Annotated in this window: 14 protein-coding genes; 12 read left to right on the top strand and 2 right to left on the bottom strand. The window is 69.9% G+C overall.

Annotated elements, in window-relative coordinates:
* The first annotated feature begins 173 nt into the window (after positions 1-173).
* From HQQ79_RS08385 to HQQ79_RS08350, 8 genes are all read left to right on the top strand, one after another.
* Positions 174-5,513, top strand: a complete 5,340-nt coding sequence (locus tag HQQ79_RS08385) for a DUF6531 domain-containing protein (protein ID WP_173033656.1) — start codon at positions 174-176, stop codon at positions 5,511-5,513.
* Between the two features lie 13 nt (positions 5,514-5,526).
* Positions 5,527-5,874: a hypothetical protein gene (locus HQQ79_RS08380; protein ID WP_173033654.1), complete on the top strand. Its 348-nt coding sequence runs from the start codon at positions 5,527-5,529 to the stop codon at positions 5,872-5,874.
* Between the two features lie 48 nt (positions 5,875-5,922).
* On the top strand, positions 5,923-6,387 hold the full coding sequence (locus HQQ79_RS08375; RefSeq protein WP_173033652.1) for a hypothetical protein: 465 nt from the start codon (positions 5,923-5,925) through the stop codon (positions 6,385-6,387).
* A gap of 210 nt (positions 6,388-6,597) precedes the next feature.
* A complete protein-coding gene (locus tag HQQ79_RS08370) occupies positions 6,598-7,197 on the top strand; it encodes an Imm26 family immunity protein (protein WP_173033650.1) in 600 nt (199 codons plus the stop codon).
* Positions 7,187-7,606 (top strand): DUF6188 family protein, encoded by a 420-nt coding sequence (locus HQQ79_RS08365; RefSeq protein WP_173033648.1) that lies wholly within the window; start codon positions 7,187-7,189, stop codon positions 7,604-7,606. Before HQQ79_RS08370 ends, HQQ79_RS08365 begins: the two co-directional genes overlap by 11 nt.
* Positions 7,603-8,019 carry a DUF6188 family protein gene (locus tag HQQ79_RS08360; RefSeq protein WP_017886112.1) on the top strand — a complete coding sequence of 139 codons (417 nt, stop codon included), beginning with the start codon at positions 7,603-7,605 and terminating at the stop codon, positions 8,017-8,019. Before HQQ79_RS08365 ends, HQQ79_RS08360 begins: the two co-directional genes overlap by 4 nt.
* Positions 8,020-8,078: 59 nt before the next feature.
* A complete protein-coding gene (locus HQQ79_RS08355) occupies positions 8,079-8,741 on the top strand; it encodes a hypothetical protein (RefSeq protein ID WP_173033646.1) in 663 nt (220 codons plus the stop codon).
* Positions 8,738-9,256, top strand: coding sequence for a hypothetical protein (locus tag HQQ79_RS08350; protein ID WP_071244566.1), 519 nt, complete (start codon positions 8,738-8,740; stop codon positions 9,254-9,256). Before HQQ79_RS08355 ends, HQQ79_RS08350 begins: the two co-directional genes overlap by 4 nt.
* Positions 9,257-9,385: 129 nt before the next feature.
* Here the strand turns inward: HQQ79_RS08350 and HQQ79_RS08345 are convergent, their stop codons facing one another.
* Positions 9,386-10,609, bottom strand: coding sequence for an alpha/beta fold hydrolase (locus HQQ79_RS08345; RefSeq protein ID WP_071244565.1), 1,224 nt, complete (start codon positions 10,607-10,609; stop codon positions 9,386-9,388).
* Positions 10,610-10,632: 23 nt separating this feature from the next.
* Between HQQ79_RS08345 and HQQ79_RS08340 the strand changes: the two genes are divergently transcribed.
* The 4 genes from HQQ79_RS08340 (at position 10,633) to HQQ79_RS08325 (ending at position 16,041) form a co-directional block, all read left to right on the top strand.
* Positions 10,633-11,214 (top strand): DUF3000 domain-containing protein, encoded by a 582-nt coding sequence (locus tag HQQ79_RS08340; RefSeq protein WP_017886108.1) that lies wholly within the window; start codon positions 10,633-10,635, stop codon positions 11,212-11,214.
* A 155-nt stretch (positions 11,215-11,369) separates the two neighbouring features.
* Positions 11,370-12,554 carry an HRDC domain-containing protein gene (locus HQQ79_RS08335; protein WP_173034310.1) on the top strand — a complete coding sequence of 395 codons (1,185 nt, stop codon included), beginning with the start codon at positions 11,370-11,372 and terminating at the stop codon, positions 12,552-12,554.
* A 128-nt stretch (positions 12,555-12,682) separates the two neighbouring features.
* Positions 12,683-13,900, top strand: coding sequence for a thiolase family protein (locus tag HQQ79_RS08330; RefSeq protein WP_027465475.1), 1,218 nt, complete (start codon positions 12,683-12,685; stop codon positions 13,898-13,900).
* Between the two features lie 2 nt (positions 13,901-13,902).
* On the top strand, positions 13,903-16,041 hold the full coding sequence (locus tag HQQ79_RS08325; protein ID WP_173034308.1) for a 3-hydroxyacyl-CoA dehydrogenase NAD-binding domain-containing protein: 2,139 nt from the start codon (positions 13,903-13,905) through the stop codon (positions 16,039-16,041).
* Positions 16,042-16,153: 112 nt separating this feature from the next.
* On the opposite strand, the gene dxs is transcribed toward HQQ79_RS08325, so the two are convergent.
* Positions 16,154-18,091, bottom strand: coding sequence for a 1-deoxy-D-xylulose-5-phosphate synthase (dxs, locus tag HQQ79_RS08320; protein ID WP_173033644.1), 1,938 nt, complete (start codon positions 18,089-18,091; stop codon positions 16,154-16,156).
* Positions 18,092-18,237: the final 146 nt, after the last annotated feature.

Here is an 18,237-nt window from a genome sequence, read left to right as displayed (position 1 = left end):
CCGGGCCGCCAGGCCGTCGTAAGCTCCGGACGACCCCCGGCCAGACGGGCGGCGCGGGGCCCGCGGCCCCCGCGCCTCCTGTCCGTTGCTCGTTTCGGATGCATGCGGTCCTCTGGCATTTCAGTCGCTGGCCGTGACAGGATGGGCCCGTCAGCATCTGGGGGGAATTGACGATGGCGAAGATCCACGGGAACGATCCGACCGGCTACTCGTACGGCGCGGCGGACACGCTCAAATCGGCGTCGACGGCGCTCGCGTCGTCGATCGGCGGCCAGTCCGGATCGCGGTCGTCGTCGGTGACGACCGCGACTGCGGAGTTCCGGGGGTACTTCTCCGAGGTCTTCGCGGACAACGCCGACATCGGCGCACGCAGCGCGACGAAGCTCGTCGAGTCGTTGCAGAGCCTGTCGGGGTTCGTGCAGGAACTCCGCGACGCCGCGAAGGACGAGGACGACCGGCGGAAGCAGGCGAAGGCGTGGGACGCCCGCAAGCGTGAACGCGAGGAGAACTTCTTCGTCGGCGCCGGACACGAGATCTCGACGTGGTTCGGCGGCGGTGACGACCCGAAGCCCCCGGAGCCGGAACCGGAGCCGCGGCTGCAGGCGGACGAGGTCAGCGTCAAGGGGCGCGAGATCCCCGCGGGTGGTGGGACCAGCGGTGGGACGTCGTCGGCCGTCCCCGAAGACCTCCGCTCCTTCGAGGCGAACACCCGCACGCTCGACTCCGACCTGTCGGGTGCCGTCTCCACGTTCCGCAACGCCCTGAGCGACTACGAGGCCGAGTGCAACCCCTGCTGGGGCACGCTGAACGCCCAGTCGCTGCTGACCGCCGTCAACGACTGGCTCACCGCGAACGGGCAGGACGCCGACTGGGCGGGCACCGTCGCCGCGCAGTTCGAAGCCGCCGGTGGTGGTGCCGGGCCCGCGACGCTGTCGGACGCGGCGATCGCGGCGGCCCTGTCCGCGGCGGGCATCGACGCCGGACGTGACGACTTCACCATCGGACCGTTCTCGGCGATGGGGACGCCTCCGACGAACGGGTTCGCCGACGATCCCGTCAACACCGCCACGGGCAACTTCCTGGAGCCCGAGACCGACCTGTCGTTCGCCGGGCAGGCGGCGTCGCTCCGGCTCACCCGGATGTACAACTCGCTCGACGGCCGTGCCGGGGTGTTCGGGCTCGGGTGGTCCTCGATCCTCGACACCCGGCTGGAGATCACCGACGACGCCGCGTCGGTCGTGCTCGACGACGGCCGGCAGGTCGACTTCCCGCGGCAGGGCGACGGCTGGGACCGCGCGGTCGGCGAGGACCTGTGGCTCCGGGCCGAGGGGGACGGCCTCGTCGTCCAGGACAACGCCGGCGGTCACTGGGCGTTCACGCCGTCCGGACTGTGGTTGCGCAGCGGCCGTGGAGCCGGCACCACCGTGACCGTTCGGCGTGACGAGCAGGACCGCATCACCCGCCTGTCGCACGTGTTCGGACGGTTCATCGACGTCGAGTACGCGGGCGACCGGGTGGCGTCGACGAGCGCCTCCGACGGACGCCGCGTGGAGTACCACTACGACGATGCTCGTCGACTCGTCCGTGCGACGGACGCCGTCGGCAGCCGTCGGTACCGCTGGAACGACGACGGGCTGATCGACCGCGTGACCGCTGCCACGGGTGTGGTCGAGTGCGAGAACACCTACGACGCCCGTGGTCGTGTCGTCGAGCAGCGCACGCCGTTCGGACGGCGCGTGCGGTTCGCGTACCTGCCGGGCCGCGTCACCTCGGTCTCCGACGTCGACGGGGACCACACCAACACGTGGATCGCCGACCGCAAGGGCCGGGTCGTCGGGATCATCGACACCGACGGGCGGCGTCAGTCGATGTCGTATGACCCGCACGGCAACCTCGTCTCGGTGACCGAGCGCGACGGGCAGGTGACCGTCCACGGGTACGACGAGCGAGGACGGCGCGTCCGGACCGTGACACCGGAGGGCGCCGACCTGACCTTCGGGTACGACGAGCAGGACCGCATGACCACGGTGGTCACCGCGAACGGCGGGGTCGTCGAGTACGAGTACGCGGGCGACGACCGGAACCCGTCGACCATCGTCGACCCCGTCGGCGGTCGCACCGTGCTCGAGTGGCGGGACGGCCTGTTGGTCCGGACCACCGATCCGACGGGCGTGGTCGTCGTCTTCCACCACGACGCCTCCGGCGAGGTCGGCGGCGTCGAGAACGCCGTCGGTGACACCGCACGTCTGATCCGCGACGCCGGAGGCCGGATCATCGAGGCGGTCACACCGCTCGGCAACCGGACCCGGTACCGCTACGACGCCGCCGGCCTGCTCACCGCGCGTGAGGACCCGGACGGCGGGCTGTGGCGGTTCGAGCACGGCGACGGCGGTCGGGTCACGGCGACGATCGATCCGACCGGTGCCCGCACCGAGGTCGCCTACGGCCAGCACGGCGAGATCGTGTCCACCACGGATCCCCTCGGTCGCGTCGTGACGAAGGACTTCGACGCCTTCGGCAACGTCTCGTCGATGACCCTGCCCGACGGTGCCGAGTGGGCGTTCGTGCACGACGCGCTCTCCCGACTCGAAGCCGTGGTCGACCCGGCCGGTGGCACCTGGACACGCGAGCACGACGTGGTCGGAGCCCTCGGTGCGACGGTCGACCCGACCGGTGTCCGCACCGAGGTGGGGCGCTCGCGCGCTGACGGCGTCTCCACGGTCCGCGACGCCTTCGACGCCGTGTCCGTCACGACCGACGAGTTCGGCCGTCCGACCCGGCTCGAGCATCCAGACGCCTCCGCCGAACTCACGACGTACGACGCCTGCGGCCGACCGGTCGAACTCGTCGACGCGGACGGTGGACTCACCAGGATCGAGCGTGACCTGGCCGGACGAGTCGTCGGTGTGACCACTCCGGCGGGCCGCACCACCCGGTACGAGTACGACGCGTGCGGCCGCCCGGTCAGCGCGATCGACCCCGCTGGCGCACGCACCACGCTGACCTACGACGCCGATTCACGGGTCGTCGCGCGCACCCTGCCGACCGGCGAGGTCGCCCGGACCGAGTACGACCGCCAGGGCCGGGTCGTCCATGCAGACGTCCCCGGAGTCGGCACCGCGCGGTACCGGTACGACCGCGTGGGTCGGGTCGTGTCGGCGCGGGACACCCGTTTCGGCCAGAGGACCTTCCGCTACGACGCCGCCGGACAACTCGTCGCCGCGGTGAACGGGCTCGGCGGCACCACCCGGTACGAGTACGACCAGCGTGGGCGCCTCGTCCGCACCGTCGATCCGCTGGGTGGGGTGACCGTCCGCACGTACACGCAGCTCGACAAGGTGGCCTCGTCCACCGATCAGCTCGGTCGCACGACGACGGCGACCTACGACGCGGCCGGGCGCCAGCTCACCCAGACGGACCCGGACGGGAGCGTCCTGCGGTGGGAGTACGACGCGGCCGGGCGCGAATCCGCGCAGTACGCCGGGGACCGGTTGATCGGCCGCATCGACCGCGATGCGCGTGCTCGCACGGTGACGATCACCGACGAGACCCGTCCCGACTCCCCCGCCACCCACGTCCTCGAGTTCAGCCGACTGGGCCAGCTCGTCCGCCGTGCCACCGGCGCGCGCGAGACCCGGTGGACCCACGATACCGACGGACTCCGCACCTCGGTGCAGTCCCCTGACGGGTCCACGACCCGGTACGAGCACGACGACACCGGACGGGTCGTCCGCGTCGACCACTCCGCATTCGGCGAGGTCCGGTACGAGCACGACGCGGCGGGGCGGCTCCTGCAGGCCCGCGGCGGCGATCAGCTGCAGACCTGGGAGTACGCGAACGGACACGTGGTCCGGCACACGCGCATCGACGCGGACGGCACGCACGCCAGCACGATCGAACGCGACGCCGACGGGCGCATCACCCGGGTCGACGGACCCGGTGGGAGCACCACCTACGAGCACGACGATGCCGCGCAGCTGGTGGCGTCCGTCCAGGAAGCCCGTCGCACCGACTGGGTCTACGACGTCGCTGGTCGTCTGGCTGAGGAACGGACGGACTCCGGGGCCCGACGGTTCCGGCACGACGCCGCCGGTCAGCTGATCGGCGTCGACGCCGTGGACGGGTCGCCCGAGGTGGAGTACGCCTACGACGGCGCTGGTCGTCGGGTGCAGGCGCTCCGAGCCGACGGCGTGACGACCACGTACGGCTGGACCCCGCAGGGTCACCTCACCGGGGTGGCGGAGACCACCGCGGCAGGCAGCACCACGACCGACCTGCACGTCGACGCCCTCGGTGAACTCGCGCATGTCGACGGCCTCCCGATCGACTGGGACACCGCCGCGTTCGCACCGACGCTCCTGGCCGTCGGTGACGAGCCGGTGCTCCGCGCTCCCGGCGGCCTGATCGCGGTGGACGACCGCTGGATCGCCAGCGGTCGGCGCACCACGAGAGCAGCCGACGACGCCGACCCGTGGCAGACGCTCGTCGACCTCGGCGGCTCCGGCCTGCCCGGCGGCATCGCACTCGGCGCCGACGGTTCGCTGCAGGTCGCCGGCCTGGAGTGGATGGGAGCCCGCGCCTACGACCCGTCGTCGCGCGGCTTCCTGTCCGTCGACCCGGTCACCGCGCCCGCCGGAGCAGCCTGGGCCGGCAACCCGTACTCGTTCGCCGGCAACGATCCGCTGCACGCCATCGACCCGCTCGGTCTCGCGCCCGTTACCGACGCGGAGCTGGAGGCCTACGCGGCAGCCGAACAGGGTCCGCTCGCCCGGGCCGCTGCAGCCACCGGTGACTGGTTCGCGGACAACTGGGAGTACGTCGCCGGCGGTGCCATGGTCGTCGCCGGAGGGGTGCTCGTCGCCACCGGGGTGGGTGGTCCGGTCGGCGCGATGCTCATCAGCGCCGGTGCCGACACCATCATCCAGAAGGCCACCACCGGCGAGGTGAACTGGGGCCAGGTCGCCGTCAGCGGGGCATTCGGTGCGGTCGGCGGTGGTGCCGGTGCCCTGATCGGGAAGCACCTGCTGGGCAACGCCGCAGAGGGCGCGGTCGAGAACGTCGCGAACTACGCCGTGAGCGGCCAGCCGGTGACCCCCGGTGGCCTGCTCCGGAACGCGGCCGAAGGTGCCGCGACGTCGGCGGCCACCGGCGGCACGATGTCGAAGGTGCACCTGCCGACCGCGGTGAACAGGCTTTCCGACGTCGCTCCTTTACCTCCGACAGGACTCGGTGAGCGCGCTCAGCGAATTGCAGACAAGGTTCTCGAAGACCCGAACAAGATGGGGCACATCTTCGACAAGAAGGAACACGGACTTGATCCGCTCGTCGACTCGATGGGAGGGAAGCGTCCGGTCATCGAGGCCGTTGCCCATCACCTCGACAAAAAAGATCTACCCCCCGGCAAATTTGTTGAAGATGTACCGATAAGCGACGCTACTGTTCGCGTACGTGGATCCAATGTAGAGGACACCCCTCGTGTCGGTACAATGTTCATCCCAAGGGACACACCTTGAAGATTGGGGCAACATGAAGACAGAAGACGAATCACGTCTGCACGATCTCGTCCGCACTTGCTTGGATCACCTACTCCTACCTGAATCAGGACCATTGCAGGAACAAGCGCAAGCAATTCGAGGATTCCGAGCGACTGGTCCACGGATCTGGCAGATAGACCTTGACGACTCACCCGCCGTCAGCTTGCCGGACCAGCCCCTTCCGATCGAAGCCTCTTATGCAGATGAATCTTCTGAAGTTGTAGGCGAAGTTCTTATCTGGACGAAGAACGGGAGGATTGACAGTCTAGAGCTTCCGTGGTTCACGGATTTGATGCCAAGAAACATTCCCAGCGCTCAACAACTGCTATTTGACGAATGATTTCCAGCGTCTTCAAGCGGAGGACAAGGCGAGGTTGAATCGGATCCGATGCTGCGACTTTTTACCCGTGAATCTGAAGAGGGCGATAGCGGATGGTTCGACCTCGCCGACGTCGTGTCCTCCCTTCATCTGCCGCAGCTTTCATGGACGGCCGAGGACATATTCGTGAACGTGTCGAGAGATCCCGGACTGGACGTTGCCGAACTGGAGCAGCTCTCGAGCGCGCCCCACTTGCCCAATCCGGTGCTCGACAATGCCTCGTTCATGCGACTCACCGAAACCACGCAGCAGTTCATCGATGGCGAGTTCGTCGGATTCAACCCATCCGAAGTCGGTGATATCGACAGAGCAGTCATCCGTCTCGACATGAGTGACGGCTCGTTGTGGACGATCATCATCGACACAGATCGGGTCGAGATTCGGGACGGATTTGCCCGGGCATTCGGGCCGGGAACGCGAGTGCCGGCGATGACCACCCGCACCACCGGGCCTTCGACCGAAATGCCACCGTGAACACCGCACGGTCGCGAGCCTTGAGCAGAAACAGAGCAACCGGCCCACGAGAACGAAACGTGCTCTCTAGAGTCCACCGGTCCACGCGGGGATGGCTCCCCATCCGTGAACAGCATCACCCGTCAGGGTCGAGTTGCCCATCGGAGTTGGGGCGAAGCTCCCCCGCGATCCCACTTGTGACGTGTGCAGCCAAAGCCTGAAAGGACCACGTTGAGTTCACAGCAACAGGTCTACCCAGTTGCGGTCGGTGACGTGTTCACCGTGCCGCTCAACGACAGCAAGATGGTGCTCGGACAGGTGATCGGCAAGTACACGAAGGCGCTCTACGTCATCATCTTCGACCTCGTCGCGCCCGTCAGCTCAGTGCAGAGCCTCCACCTCAGCGAGGTGACGGCAGCGACTCCCATTCTCGCGCGGATGACGTTCGATGCGCGATTCCGACCGGGCATGTGGCAGATCGTGGGCAACAGCATTCCCGACCAACGCCGGTTCCTGCCCGCGTTCAGCCACGGATCGGAGGACTACGACGGGGTGCACGTCACGAACTTCGACAGGTCGAGGATGAGGAGGGCGACGGCTGACGAGGCCCGCCGTGTTCCGCATCTGACCGTCGACTCCCCGATGGTCGTGGAGAAAGCGGTTCGTGCCCACCACGGCTTGGAACCGTGGCGGCCGGTGTACGACGACCTCCGGTACCGCCCCACTCCGACGTCATGGGAACTCTTCGGAGAACCTCGATCTGCTCGAGCAGACTCAGCGAGGTCAGCTCCTGAACAGCAATCCGTACAAGGGAACGATCATGGTCGCTGACACCGCTGACACCGCTGACCCCACCGGGGACGCGATGACCGTCGAGCGCGCGGGCACGCTCGACCTCATAGGCGTCGACTTCCGGCTTGAGCTGGGGTTCGGCAACGGCTACCGCGTCCAGCTCGAATCCGAGTGCACCGTCACCGACCGGTCCGGAAGCACCGCGGTCGTCGATCCCGACCGCAAGGACTCACTGCTCCCGGTCCTGAGGCTGTTCGGTGCCGAGCTCGTTCGGAGTTCGGCCGAGAACGGCGTACTGACGCTGATCTTCGACGGCGGGGACACCCTCGTCGCCGGTCCCGACGCCGAGTTCGAGTCCTGGCAGGTCTCCGGGCCGAAGGGTCGCCCGGCCCGCACCGAGCCGCCGACCGGAAGCACGGGCACGGGCACGGAAGGAGATCGCGGATGAGCGGCGTTCCGCGCCAGCCCTTCGCGCTGGACATCGCCGGCGACACCGTCGACCTCATCAGCATCGGACCAGACGTGACGATCCGCTTCTCGAGCGGTGCTTCGCTCCGGTTCGAGACCGACTTCGCGCTGACAGGCTCTGACGGGGAGCACGCGTTCCTCGATCCCGGCGACAAACCGTCCCTGCTCGACCTCCTTGCCCTGCACAACAAGGTCGTCTCGGACGGTGCAGTCACGGGCGCGCGGATCGCCATCCGGTTCGCCTCGGGTGAGTTGCTCGAGGGCTGGTCGAACCGCCGAGGTCCGTCCTGGCACTACAGCGAACCGGGGCGCGCACGAGTGGACATCGACGTTCTGCCCGACGGCGAGGTCCGGTACCGACACAGCCCGTCGTCCGCGGAGATCAGACGGTGACGGACGCGCCCCCGGCCATCTCGATCCACCATCTCCGAGCGGTCACCAACGGAACGACTGTGGACCTGCCAGATCGTGTCGTCGAGGTCCTCGCCGCAGTGGGATCGGACGCGCAAGTGCTCGTCTCCGACGTGTCCGCATGCTCGTTCGCAGCGGTCATCCGCAGGAGCTATTCGACAAAGCAGCCGAACCTCGTACCGTTCATCGACCCACTCGAAGCCCTCGGGGACGAGCTCGTCCTGATCTGTCAGGTCGAGCACGGCGATGAACTCGTGACGGTCGTGTTGCGCGCGACGGACCGGACGCTCGTGGCTGCCACGGCGGTCGACCGCTCCGTCGGACTCGTCCACATCACCGTCCAGGAGCTGTGCAGGCGCCTGCGCGCATCAGACGCTCCGGGGGCGGAACTGGCGCTCGAGGTGGCATCGCAGTGTCCAGCCGAGGTCCGGGTCCGCATCTTCGAACAGGGAGCCCTTTCGACGGCACGGACCTTCCTGACGAAGTACACGATGGCCGCCGACAGTGGCTCCGACGTTCGCGGGCTCGACGAGTTCGCCCGTGTGCTCGCACCGCTCGGCGACGAGCAGCCGGGGCTCTCCACCGTGCAGGCTGACACCGCAGTCGCGATCATCGCGTTCACGCCGGGCAGGACCGACGTCCTCGCTGCCATGAGCGTGGGCGGCTTCTCGCCACAGGTCGAGACAACAGAGGAGACCGGATGACCACGACGTTGCCGAACGACCTCGAGATGGTCACGTACACGATCCCCGCTGATCACATCGTGCTGCCCGATCTGGTCCAGTTCTTCTCAGAGCTCGATTCACCAGAGCTCGTCTGGGTCCTCACGACCCTGTACGCCGTCACGTCCCCTGACAAGCCGGTCCAAGCGCTCCCACTCGAACGCCGCGTCGACGCGGCGGCGGAACCCGGGCTCATCCTGAGCCATGCCGAGGCGATGGAGATCGCTGACAGCATGCGGCAGCTCATCGACGGCGAGTTCCTCGGCTACCTCCCCGGCTCGGACCTGACCGACGAGTCGAACCTGGTCGTCCGGATCGACGCGTTCGACAGTGGCGAATGGACCGTGACGGTCCGACCGCCGCTCACGACGATGAGCGATGCCTTCGACCGGACGCACGGCCCAGCGCAGCTCGGCCGACCGGCGACTCGTCTCGAGGAGTTCGGGCCGCGACAGCAGACGACGAACGGAACGAATGCCGGACCACCCGCTTCGTGAGCAGGAATGGTCGGGTGTCGGACGGTGACCCGACCATTTCTGCTCACGATGCGACCGAACGGACGCAAGGGCGGACGGGAGGCGCGGTGCCAGCTGACACCGCGCCTCCCGTCCGCCCTTCGGTCGCGTCTACCGCGCGCTGGTCGCCCCGCGCCGCTGGACCACCTCGGTCAGCCACGCGAGGATGCGGGCGTCGAACCAGTCGGCGTCGTGGTTCCAGAGCTTGGTGTGCCGGGCCGTGGTCTGGATCTCGAGCCGGACCAGGTCCGGCCGCGCGCGGGCCAGGTCGTGCGAGGCCGAGGACGGCACGAACCCGTCGTCGTCGCTGTGCAGCAGCAGGATCGGCACCGTGAGCTCGTCGGAGCGCGTGACCATGTCGAGCTCGCGCAGGTCCACGGGAGCCTGGAGCCCGGCGAGCCGGTGCAGCACCGGCGTGCGGAGCAGGCGTTGCGCGACCTTGCGGACCGGACGCGGCAGACGCAGGAGCTGGCTCTGCGACTTCAGCACCGCGTGCCAGTCGACCACCGGGGACTCCAGCACCACCCCGTCGACCAGGCCGGCGAAGCGCGAGCGGAGCAGGGTCTGCAACACGACGGCGCCACCCATCGACCAGCCCATCAGCACGACGCTCTGGGCGTCCTGCGCGGTGAGCCAGCGGAGGACGGAGTCGACGTCCTCCCATTCGGTGCTGCCGAGGCCGTAGCGGCCGTCGACGCTCGGCGGGGCGACGCCGTCGTTCCGCCACGAGGCGAGCACCACCGAGTACCCGGCGGCGCGGAACACCGGGACGGCGCGGATCGTCTCGGCACGCGTGACGCCACGGCCGTGCACCAGGACCGCCCAGGGCGCTGCCGGGTCGTCGGCGCGGACGACCCAGGCGGGGGCGGGGCCGTTCGGGGTGGGGATGTCGACGTCCTCGACGGGCACGTCGAGTTCGCCGGGGGTCAGGTAGAACCAGCCGCCCCAGCGACCGCGACGTGCGGCGGTCGGATCGCCGGCGTCGATCGCGATGATGCGGCGCGTGACCGTGGTGTCGGTCGTGCCGAGGACCTCGCCGACGCGCATGTGGCCGGTGCCGCCGCCGAACCAGAGCGAGTAGCGGCCCTGCAGCTCGGTGTCGGCGGTGCGCTCGATCGTGACGGTCTTCCGGACGGGGTCGACGGCGTGGATCGGGACGCGCTCGTTGCGCTTGCGGTCGGGCGTGACCACGGCGCGGGCGACGGCGGCGACGAAGCCACCGATGACGGCCGTCCCCACCGCGGCAGCTGCCAGACCGGCGCCGAGTGCGATGAACCCGGCCGATCGAGCGGTCTCCTGGACGACGTCCTCGGCGGGTCGCGCGGATCGGGACATGGCCCGGAGCCTAGTCTGCATGTGTGTCCGAAACCCGAGAGCCCGACGCCTTCGCGCGGCTCCGCGCGTTCGTGTCCGGCGGCAGCGGCCGTGCCGAGACCACCGTCACCGAGATCCCCTCGCCGACCCGGATCGCACCGTTCTCGATCGCCCTGGCGGCGGACGTGTCCGGCACCGCGCACGGCGTCGAGTCGGACCTGGGCACCGGCCGGTTCATCGCCCTGTACGACCCGGAAGAACCCGAGGGCTGGGGTGGCGCGTTCCGCGTCGTCTCGTTCGCCCAAGCACCGCTCGAGCCGGAGATCGGCGTCGACGAGTTCGTCGCCGACGTGACCTGGAGCTGGCTCGTCGACGCGCTCGAGTCGCACGGTGCGACGTACGACCACGCCTCGGGCACGGCCACCAAGATCATCTCGCGCGGGTACGGTGACCTCGCCGCACAGGGCGACGGCGCCCAGCTGGAACTCCGCGCGTCGTGGACACCACGCGGCGACGACCTCACCGCACACGTCCGGGCCTGGCAGGACATCGTCGCCATGCTCGCCGGTCTGCCGCCCGCATCGGACGGCGTGACCCTGCTGGCCCCGAGGAGGCTCGCCAAGTGACCGACCCCGCTCCCCAGGACGCCGCTGGATCGACCGGCCCGGCTGCGCCCGCAGCCACGGCCGCCGGCTCGACTGCTCCCGCTGCCGCTGCTGGCTCGGCCGCTCCGGCCGCCGCCGCCAGCCCCGCCTTCGAGGCATCGCACGACGCCGTCAAGGTGATCGACACGCGCGAGGACTACCTCGAGGCGGTCGCCGCCATCGCCGCCGGCCACGGCCCCGTCGCGGTCGACGCCGAGCGCGCCAGCGGGTACCGCTACTCGCAGCGCGCCTACCTGATCCAGGTGTTCCGCCGCGGTGCCGGTGCGTTCCTGTTCGACCCGATCCCGATCGGCGACTTCTCGGAGCTGCAGGCCGCCATCGTCGACGAGGAGTGGCTGTTCCACGCCGCCTCGCAGGACCTGCCGTGCCTGCAGGAGGTCGGCCTCGTCCCGACGCGCATCTTCGACACCGAACTGGGCGCCCGCATCGCCGGGTTCCCCCGTGTCGGCCTCGGAGCCGTCGTCGAGCAGCTGCTCGGCATCACCCTGGCGAAGGCGCACTCGGCCGCCGACTGGTCGACCCGTCCGCTGCCGCAGTCGTGGCTCGTCTACGCGTCGCTCGACGTCGAGCTGCTGCCCGACCTCCGCGACGCCCTCGCCGAGAAGCTCGACGAGGCGGGCAAGACCCGGATCGCCCAGGAGGAGTTCGACGCGGTCCTGCACCGCGCCCCGAAGCCCGCCCGCGCCGAGCCCTGGCGTCGGCTGTCCGGCATGCACGCGCTCCGTGGTGCTCGAGCACTGGCGATCGCCCGGTCGCTCTGGCTCGCCCGTGACGAGTACGCACGACAGGCGGACATCGCCCCCGGACGCACGATCCCCGACTCGGCGATCGTCGCCGCCGCGGCCGCTGCACCCGAGTCCCGCGCCGAACTCGGTGCGCTGAAGTCCTTCACGGGCCGCGCCAGCCGTTCCGAGCTCGACCGCTGGTGGGCCGCCGTCGAGGAAGGCCGCACCACCGAGGACCTCCCCCGTCTCCGCGGTGCCGGCGAGGCCACCCTGCCCCCGCCCCGCGCCTGGGCGGACCGCAACCCGGCGGCCGACCGCCGGTACAAGGCCGCGCGCGCCGCGGTCACGAAGCGTGCCGAGGAGCTCGACATCCCGCTCGAGAACCTGCTCACGCCGGAGACGCTCCGGCTCGTGTCGTGGGCCCCGCCGTCGCCGCCGTCGACCGAGCTGGTCGGAGCCGCCCTCGCCGAGCACGATGCCCGTCCGTGGCAGGTCGAGGAACTCGCGTCGATCATCGCGTCGGCCTTTGTCGCTGCTGCACAGCGGCCCGCGGCGACGGACGACGACGAGTCGTAGGAACTGCCCAACCGGCATGCGGCCGCCCAGGCTGGGGGCATAGCGTCGGGAGGGTCGCCGGGCGAGGCCCGGCCAGGCCGGAGCGACCTGCGTTCCGGCCCGATCGATGAGGATCTGGGAGGCCCGGATTGCCAAAGGCATCAGACGTCGTGTTCGTGGACGGCGTTCGCACACCGTTCGGACGAGCCGGCGAGAAGGGGGTGTTCTGGAAGACCCGGTCCGACGACCTCGCGGTCCACGCGATGCGCGGACTGCTCGACCGGAACGCCTTCGACACCGCAGCCGTGGACGACGTCGCCGTCGCGGCCACCACGCAGCAGGGCGACCAGGGGCTGACGCTCGGCCGCACGGTCGGCATGCTCGCGGGTCTGCCGAAGTCGGTGCCCGGCTACGCGATCGACCGCATGTGCGCCGGTGCCATGACGAGTGTCACGACGCTCGCGGGTGCCATCGCCTTCGGCGCCGCCGACATCGCGATCGCCGGTGGTGTCGAGCACATGGGCCGGCACCCGATGGGCTTCAACGCCGACCCGAACCCGCGCTTCGTCGCGGAGCGCATGGTCTCGAGCGACGCCCTCGTCATGGGCGCCACCGCCGAGCGCCTGCACGACCGCTTCCCCGCGATCACGAAGGACCGCACGGACGCCTACGCCGTCCAGTCCCAGCAGCGCTACGCCGCCGCCTGGGCGAACGGCAAGCTCCAGCCGGACGTGATCCCGGTCGAGGTCAACAAGGGCGACGGCTGGGACGTGGTCAGCACCGACGAGCCGCCGCGGCCGGGGACGACCCTGGAGGCGCTGGCCGCGTTGAAGACGCCGTTCCGGCCCCACGGACGGGTCACCGCCGGCAACGCAGCCGGTCTGAACGACGGTGCCACCATGAGCCTGCTCGCGTCCGAGGACGGCGCGAAGCAGCACGGACTGTCGACGAAGATGCGCATGGTCTCGTTCGCCTTCGCCGGCGTCGAGCCCGAGGTCATGGGCGTCGGCCCGGTCCCCGCGACCGACAAGGCCCTGTCGAAGGCCGGCCTGTCGATCGACGACATCGGCCTGTTCGAGATCAACGAGGCGTTCGCCGTCCAGGTGCTCGCGTTCCTCGACAACTACGGCATCGCCCAGGACTCCCCGAACGTGAACGCCTGGGGCGGCGCGATCGCCGTCGGCCACCCGCTCGCGTCGAGTGGCGTCCGGCTGATGAACCAGCTCGCCGCACAGTTCGCCGAGCGACCGGACGTCAAGTACGGCATCACCACGATGTGCATCGGGCTCGGCCAGGGCGGAACCGTCATCTGGGAGAACCCGAACCACAGCAAGTCGGCCGAGCGTTCGGCTCGGAAGGGGGCGTGACCATGACCATCGTCGACAACGACCGACTGGCCGAACTCAGCGAGGACGAGGTCGTCACGCACTCGTTCGTCAAGCACGTCACGATGCCCTCCGGTGGCACGCTGGCGCTCATCACGCTCGACAACGGCAAGGACTACAAGCGGCCGAACACCCTCGGGCCCCGCACGCTCCGTGAGCTGTCCGGCGTGCTCGACACCCTGAAGACCGAGGCCGCCGCCGGCACGATCCAGGGCGTCGCGATCACCGGCAAGGAGTACTGCTTCGCCGCCGGGGCCGACCTGTCCCAGGCAGCCGCGGTCCCGTCGCGCGAGGCCGCCCACGACCTGGCCGCCCTCGGGCACGCCACGCTCAAGAAGTTCGCCGACCTCGGGGTGCCGTCGTTCGCGTTCGTGAACACCCTGGCGCTCGGCGGTGGGCTCGAGATCGCCCTGCACTGCACCTACCGGGCGTTCTCGTCCGCGGCGCAGGGCATCGGGCTCCCCGAGGTGTTCCTCGGCATCATCCCCGGCTGGGGCGGCGCGACGCTGCTCCCCCGCCTGATCGGCCCGGAGCGCGCGCTCCGCGTCATCGTCGAGAACCCGCTCAAGAACAACCGCCTGATGGACGGCCCGGCCGCGGTCGAGATCGGCATCGGTGACGTGCTCGTCCCGTCCGTCACGTTCCTGCCCTCGGCCGTGGCGTGGGCGGACGGCGTCATCACCGGAACGACCAAGGTGGTGCGGAAGAACGAGCCGGGCATGCTCGAGAAGGCCGCATGGGGCACCGTCGTCAAGGTCGCCCGCGGACAGGTCGCGTCGAAGATCGGCACCGTGCCGAAGTCGCCGTTCCGGGCGCTCGACCTCGTCGCCGCCGCCAAGTCGGGTTCGCTCGACGAACGCTTCGCCGATGAGGACGAGGCCCTCGCCGACCTCATCTCGGGCGACCAGTTCGCCGCGTCGATGTACGCCTTCGACCTCGTGCAGAAGCGTGCGAAGAAGCCCGTCGGCGCTCCCGAGGGCGTCGACGCGAAGAAGATCACGAAGGTCGGCGTCCTGGGCGCCGGGCTGATGGCGTCGCAGTTCGCGCTGCTGTTCGCCCGACGCCTGGGCGTCCCCGTCGTCATCACCGACGTCGACCAGTCCCGTGTGGACGCCGGCGTCGAGCGGATCCGCGGCGAGGTCGCGAAGCTGCTCGACAAGGGCCGGATCTCCCCCGACGACGCGAACCGCATCACGGCACTCGTCAGCGGGTCGGTGTCCTACGACGCCTTCGCCGACGCCGACTGGGTGATCGAGGCCGTCTTCGAGGAGATGACCGTCAAGCAGGAGGTCCTCCGGAAGATCGAGCAGGTCATCGCACCGGACGCCATTCTCGCCACGAACACGTCGTCGCTCTCCGTCGACGAGATGGCGTCGGTCCTGACGAACCCCGAGCGACTCGTCGGCTTCCACTTCTTCAACCCGGTCGCGGTCATGCCGCTGCTCGAGGTGGTGCGCGCGGCGAAGACCTCGGACGAGGCCCTCGTCACCGCCCTCGCCGTTGCGAAGACCCTGAAGAAGACCGCGATCATCACCGCGGACCAGCCGGGCTTCGTCGTCAACCGGGTGCTCGCACGGGTGCTCGGCGAGGCGATGCGCGGCGTGGAAGAGGGCACCTCCTTCGACACCGTCGCCCAGGGTGCCGCACCACTCGGCCTGCCGATGTCACCGTTCGAGCTGCTCGAGCTCGTCGGGCTGCCGGTCGGCGCGCACGTGCTCGACTCGCACCACGCGGCCTGGCCCGAGCGCTTCTACCCCGGCGACGGCCTGAAGAAGATCGCCGAGCACGGGACGATCCTGACCCGCGACAAGAAGGGCAATGCGACCGGGTACGACCCCGCCGCCGTGAAGCTCGTCGCGCCGTCCAAGAAGGACGCGAAGCCGGTCGACGCCGCCGAGATGCAGCGCCGGTTCGAGGACGCCCTGGCCGACGAGCTGCACCGCATGCTCGAGGACCGGGTCGTCGAGCACGTCGAGGAGATCGACCTCGGGCTCATCCTCGGTGCGGGGTACCCGTTCCAGGCGGGTGGGATCAGCCCGTACCTCGACCGGTCCGGCGCGTCCGAGCGAGTGTTCGGCGGCACGTTCCACGAGCCGCGGATCGTCGGCCCCGCTTCCCGCTAGCGCCGACTCGGTCTCGAAGGCCCCACCGCCGCACAACCAAAGTCACCCCGAATCGCGGATCGCCGTGGTTCGGGGTGACTTTGGTTGTGCGAGACGCTCGCGAACCGCGCGGTCAGCGGTCGGACGCCGCGGACTCGCGGGACCGCGCGGGCTTCGCCTGCGGCAGCTTCGTCCCGACGACCTGGTCGATGACGTCGCGGGCGATGGCCTGCGCCGTCAGCCCCGCGTCGGTGAGGATCTGCGACCGGGTCGCGTGGTCGATGAACGCGTCGGGCAGCCCGAGCTCGTTCACCCCGGTGTCCACCCCGGCAGCGCGCAGGTCCTGCCGCAACCGGGTCCCGACTCCGCCGACCCGCACGCCGTCCTCGATGGTGATCACGAGTCGGTGCGTCCGCGACAACTCGATCAGCGAGGTCGGGATCGGCACCACCCAGCGCGGGTCCACGACGGTGACGCCGATGCCCTGCGCCTCGAGCAGCGCCGCGGCCTCGAGTGCCACCGGCACCATCGACCCGACGGCGACGAAGAGCACGTCCTCGACGTCGTCCGCGGCGGCGTGCAAGACGTCCACACCATCGGGGAGACGACGGACCGCGGGGATGTCCGGTCCGACCTGCCCCTTCGACCACCGCAGCACGGTGGGGGCGTCGTCGACGGCGATCGCCTCGCGGAACTCCTCGCGCAGCGTCGGGGCATCGCGGGGCGCGGCGATCCGGATCCCCGGCACGACCTGCAGCAGCGCGAGGTCCCACATGCCGTGGTGCGAGGGGCCGTCCGGGCCGGTGATGCCGGCACGGTCGAGCACGAACGTCACGCCGGCCCGGTGCAGGGCGACGTCCATCAGCACCTGGTCGAACGCGCGGTTCAGGAAGGTCGCGTAGAGCGCCACGACCGGGTGGAGTCCCCCGTAGGCCAGGCCCGCGGCAGTCGTCACGGCGTGCTGCTCGGCGATGCCGACGTCGTAGACCCGGTCGGGGTGCTGCTCCTGGAACAGGTGGAGCCCCGTCGGCCGGAGCATCGCCGCCGTGATGGCGACGATCCGAGGATCCGAGGCGCCGGCATCGGCGAGGGAAGACGCGAACACCGACGTCCACGACGGCCCCGATGCGGCGTCGAGCGACTCCCCGGTCTCCGGGTCGATGTGCCCGACCGCGTGGAACTGGTCGGCCTGGTCGCGCAGGGCGGGCTCGAAACCGTGGCCCTTCTCGGTGATCGCGTGCACGATGACGGGAGCGCCGTACTCCTTGGCCTGCCGGAGCGCTGCCTCCATCGCCTGCTGGTCGTGGCCGTTCACCGGGCCGATGTACTTGATGTCGAGGTTCGAGTACAGCGCCTCGTTGTTCGTCAGCCGCGACAGGAAGCCGTGCAGGCCCCCGCGCATGCCTCGGTACACCGCACGACCCGGAGCGCCGAAGCGAGCCGCCACGGCCTGCGTGCCCTCGTACAGGGCGCGGTACTCGCGGCGGGTGCGCACGGAGCTGAGGAACCGCGCCATGCCACCGATCGTCGGGGCGTACGAGCGGCCGTTGTCGTTGACGACGATGACCAGTCGACGGTCGTTGTCGTCGGAGATGTTGTTGAGCGCCTCCCACGTCATGCCGCCGGTGAGCGCGCCGTCCCCGACCACCGCGACGACGGTGCGGTCGGTCTGCCCGGTCTGCCCGAACGCGCGGGAGATGCCGTCGGCCCACGACAGCGACGACGACGCGTGCGAGGACTCGACGATGTCGTGCTCGGACTCGCTCCGCTGCGGGTAGCCGGCGATGCCGCCGCGTTCGCGCAGCTTCGAGAAGTCCTGACGGCCGGTCACGAGCTTGTGCACGTACGACTGGTGCCCCGTGTCGAAGACGAACGGGTCGTTCGGCGAGTCGAACACGCGGTGCATCGCGAGCGTCAGCTCCACGACGCCCAGGTTCGGCCCGAGGTGCCCACCGGTCTTCGCGACCTCGGCGACCAGGAAGCGCCGGATCTCGGCGGCGAGGTCGGTCATCTGCGCGTCGGAGAGACGCTTCAGGTCGCGCGGCGACGTGATGCTGGCGAGCAGGCTCACGGGCGCTCCTTTCGTGGGTACCAAGCCATCACCCTATTCCCGCTACCAGGTGACGGACTGGAGGCCCGTGGCGGTGTCGCCACGGGCCTCCAGTCCGATCTGTGGTCGCGTCAGCGACCCGTGCGTACGACGCTCCTGTCGTTCAG

Source organism: Curtobacterium sp. VKM Ac-2852, assembly GCF_013205045.1.
GTDB classification, from domain to species: domain Bacteria; phylum Actinomycetota; class Actinomycetes; order Actinomycetales; family Microbacteriaceae; genus Curtobacterium; species Curtobacterium flaccumfaciens.
The sequence above is the reverse complement of the archived record's forward strand: the minus strand, read 5'-3'. Positions and strand labels throughout refer to the sequence as shown.

Bases quoted from the DNA above. Each gene is read 5' to 3' on its own strand.
- HQQ79_RS08350 (WP_071244566.1), top strand. From the start codon at position 8,738: ATGACCACGACGTTGCCGAACGACCTCGAGATGGTCACGTACACGATC.
- HQQ79_RS08345 (WP_071244565.1), bottom strand. From the start codon at position 10,609: ATGTCCCGATCCGCGCGACCCGCCGAGGACGTCGTCCAGGAGACCGCT.
- HQQ79_RS08385 (WP_173033656.1), top strand. From the start codon at position 174: ATGGCGAAGATCCACGGGAACGATCCGACCGGCTACTCGTACGGCGCG.
- HQQ79_RS08360 (WP_017886112.1), top strand. From the start codon at position 7,603: ATGAGCGGCGTTCCGCGCCAGCCCTTCGCGCTGGACATCGCCGGCGAC.
- HQQ79_RS08375 (WP_173033652.1), top strand. From the start codon at position 5,923: ATGCTGCGACTTTTTACCCGTGAATCTGAAGAGGGCGATAGCGGATGG.
- HQQ79_RS08380 (WP_173033654.1), top strand. From the start codon at position 5,527: ATGAAGACAGAAGACGAATCACGTCTGCACGATCTCGTCCGCACTTGC.
- HQQ79_RS08365 (WP_173033648.1), top strand. From the start codon at position 7,187: ATGGTCGCTGACACCGCTGACACCGCTGACCCCACCGGGGACGCGATG.
- HQQ79_RS08325 (WP_173034308.1), top strand. From the start codon at position 13,903: ATGACCATCGTCGACAACGACCGACTGGCCGAACTCAGCGAGGACGAG.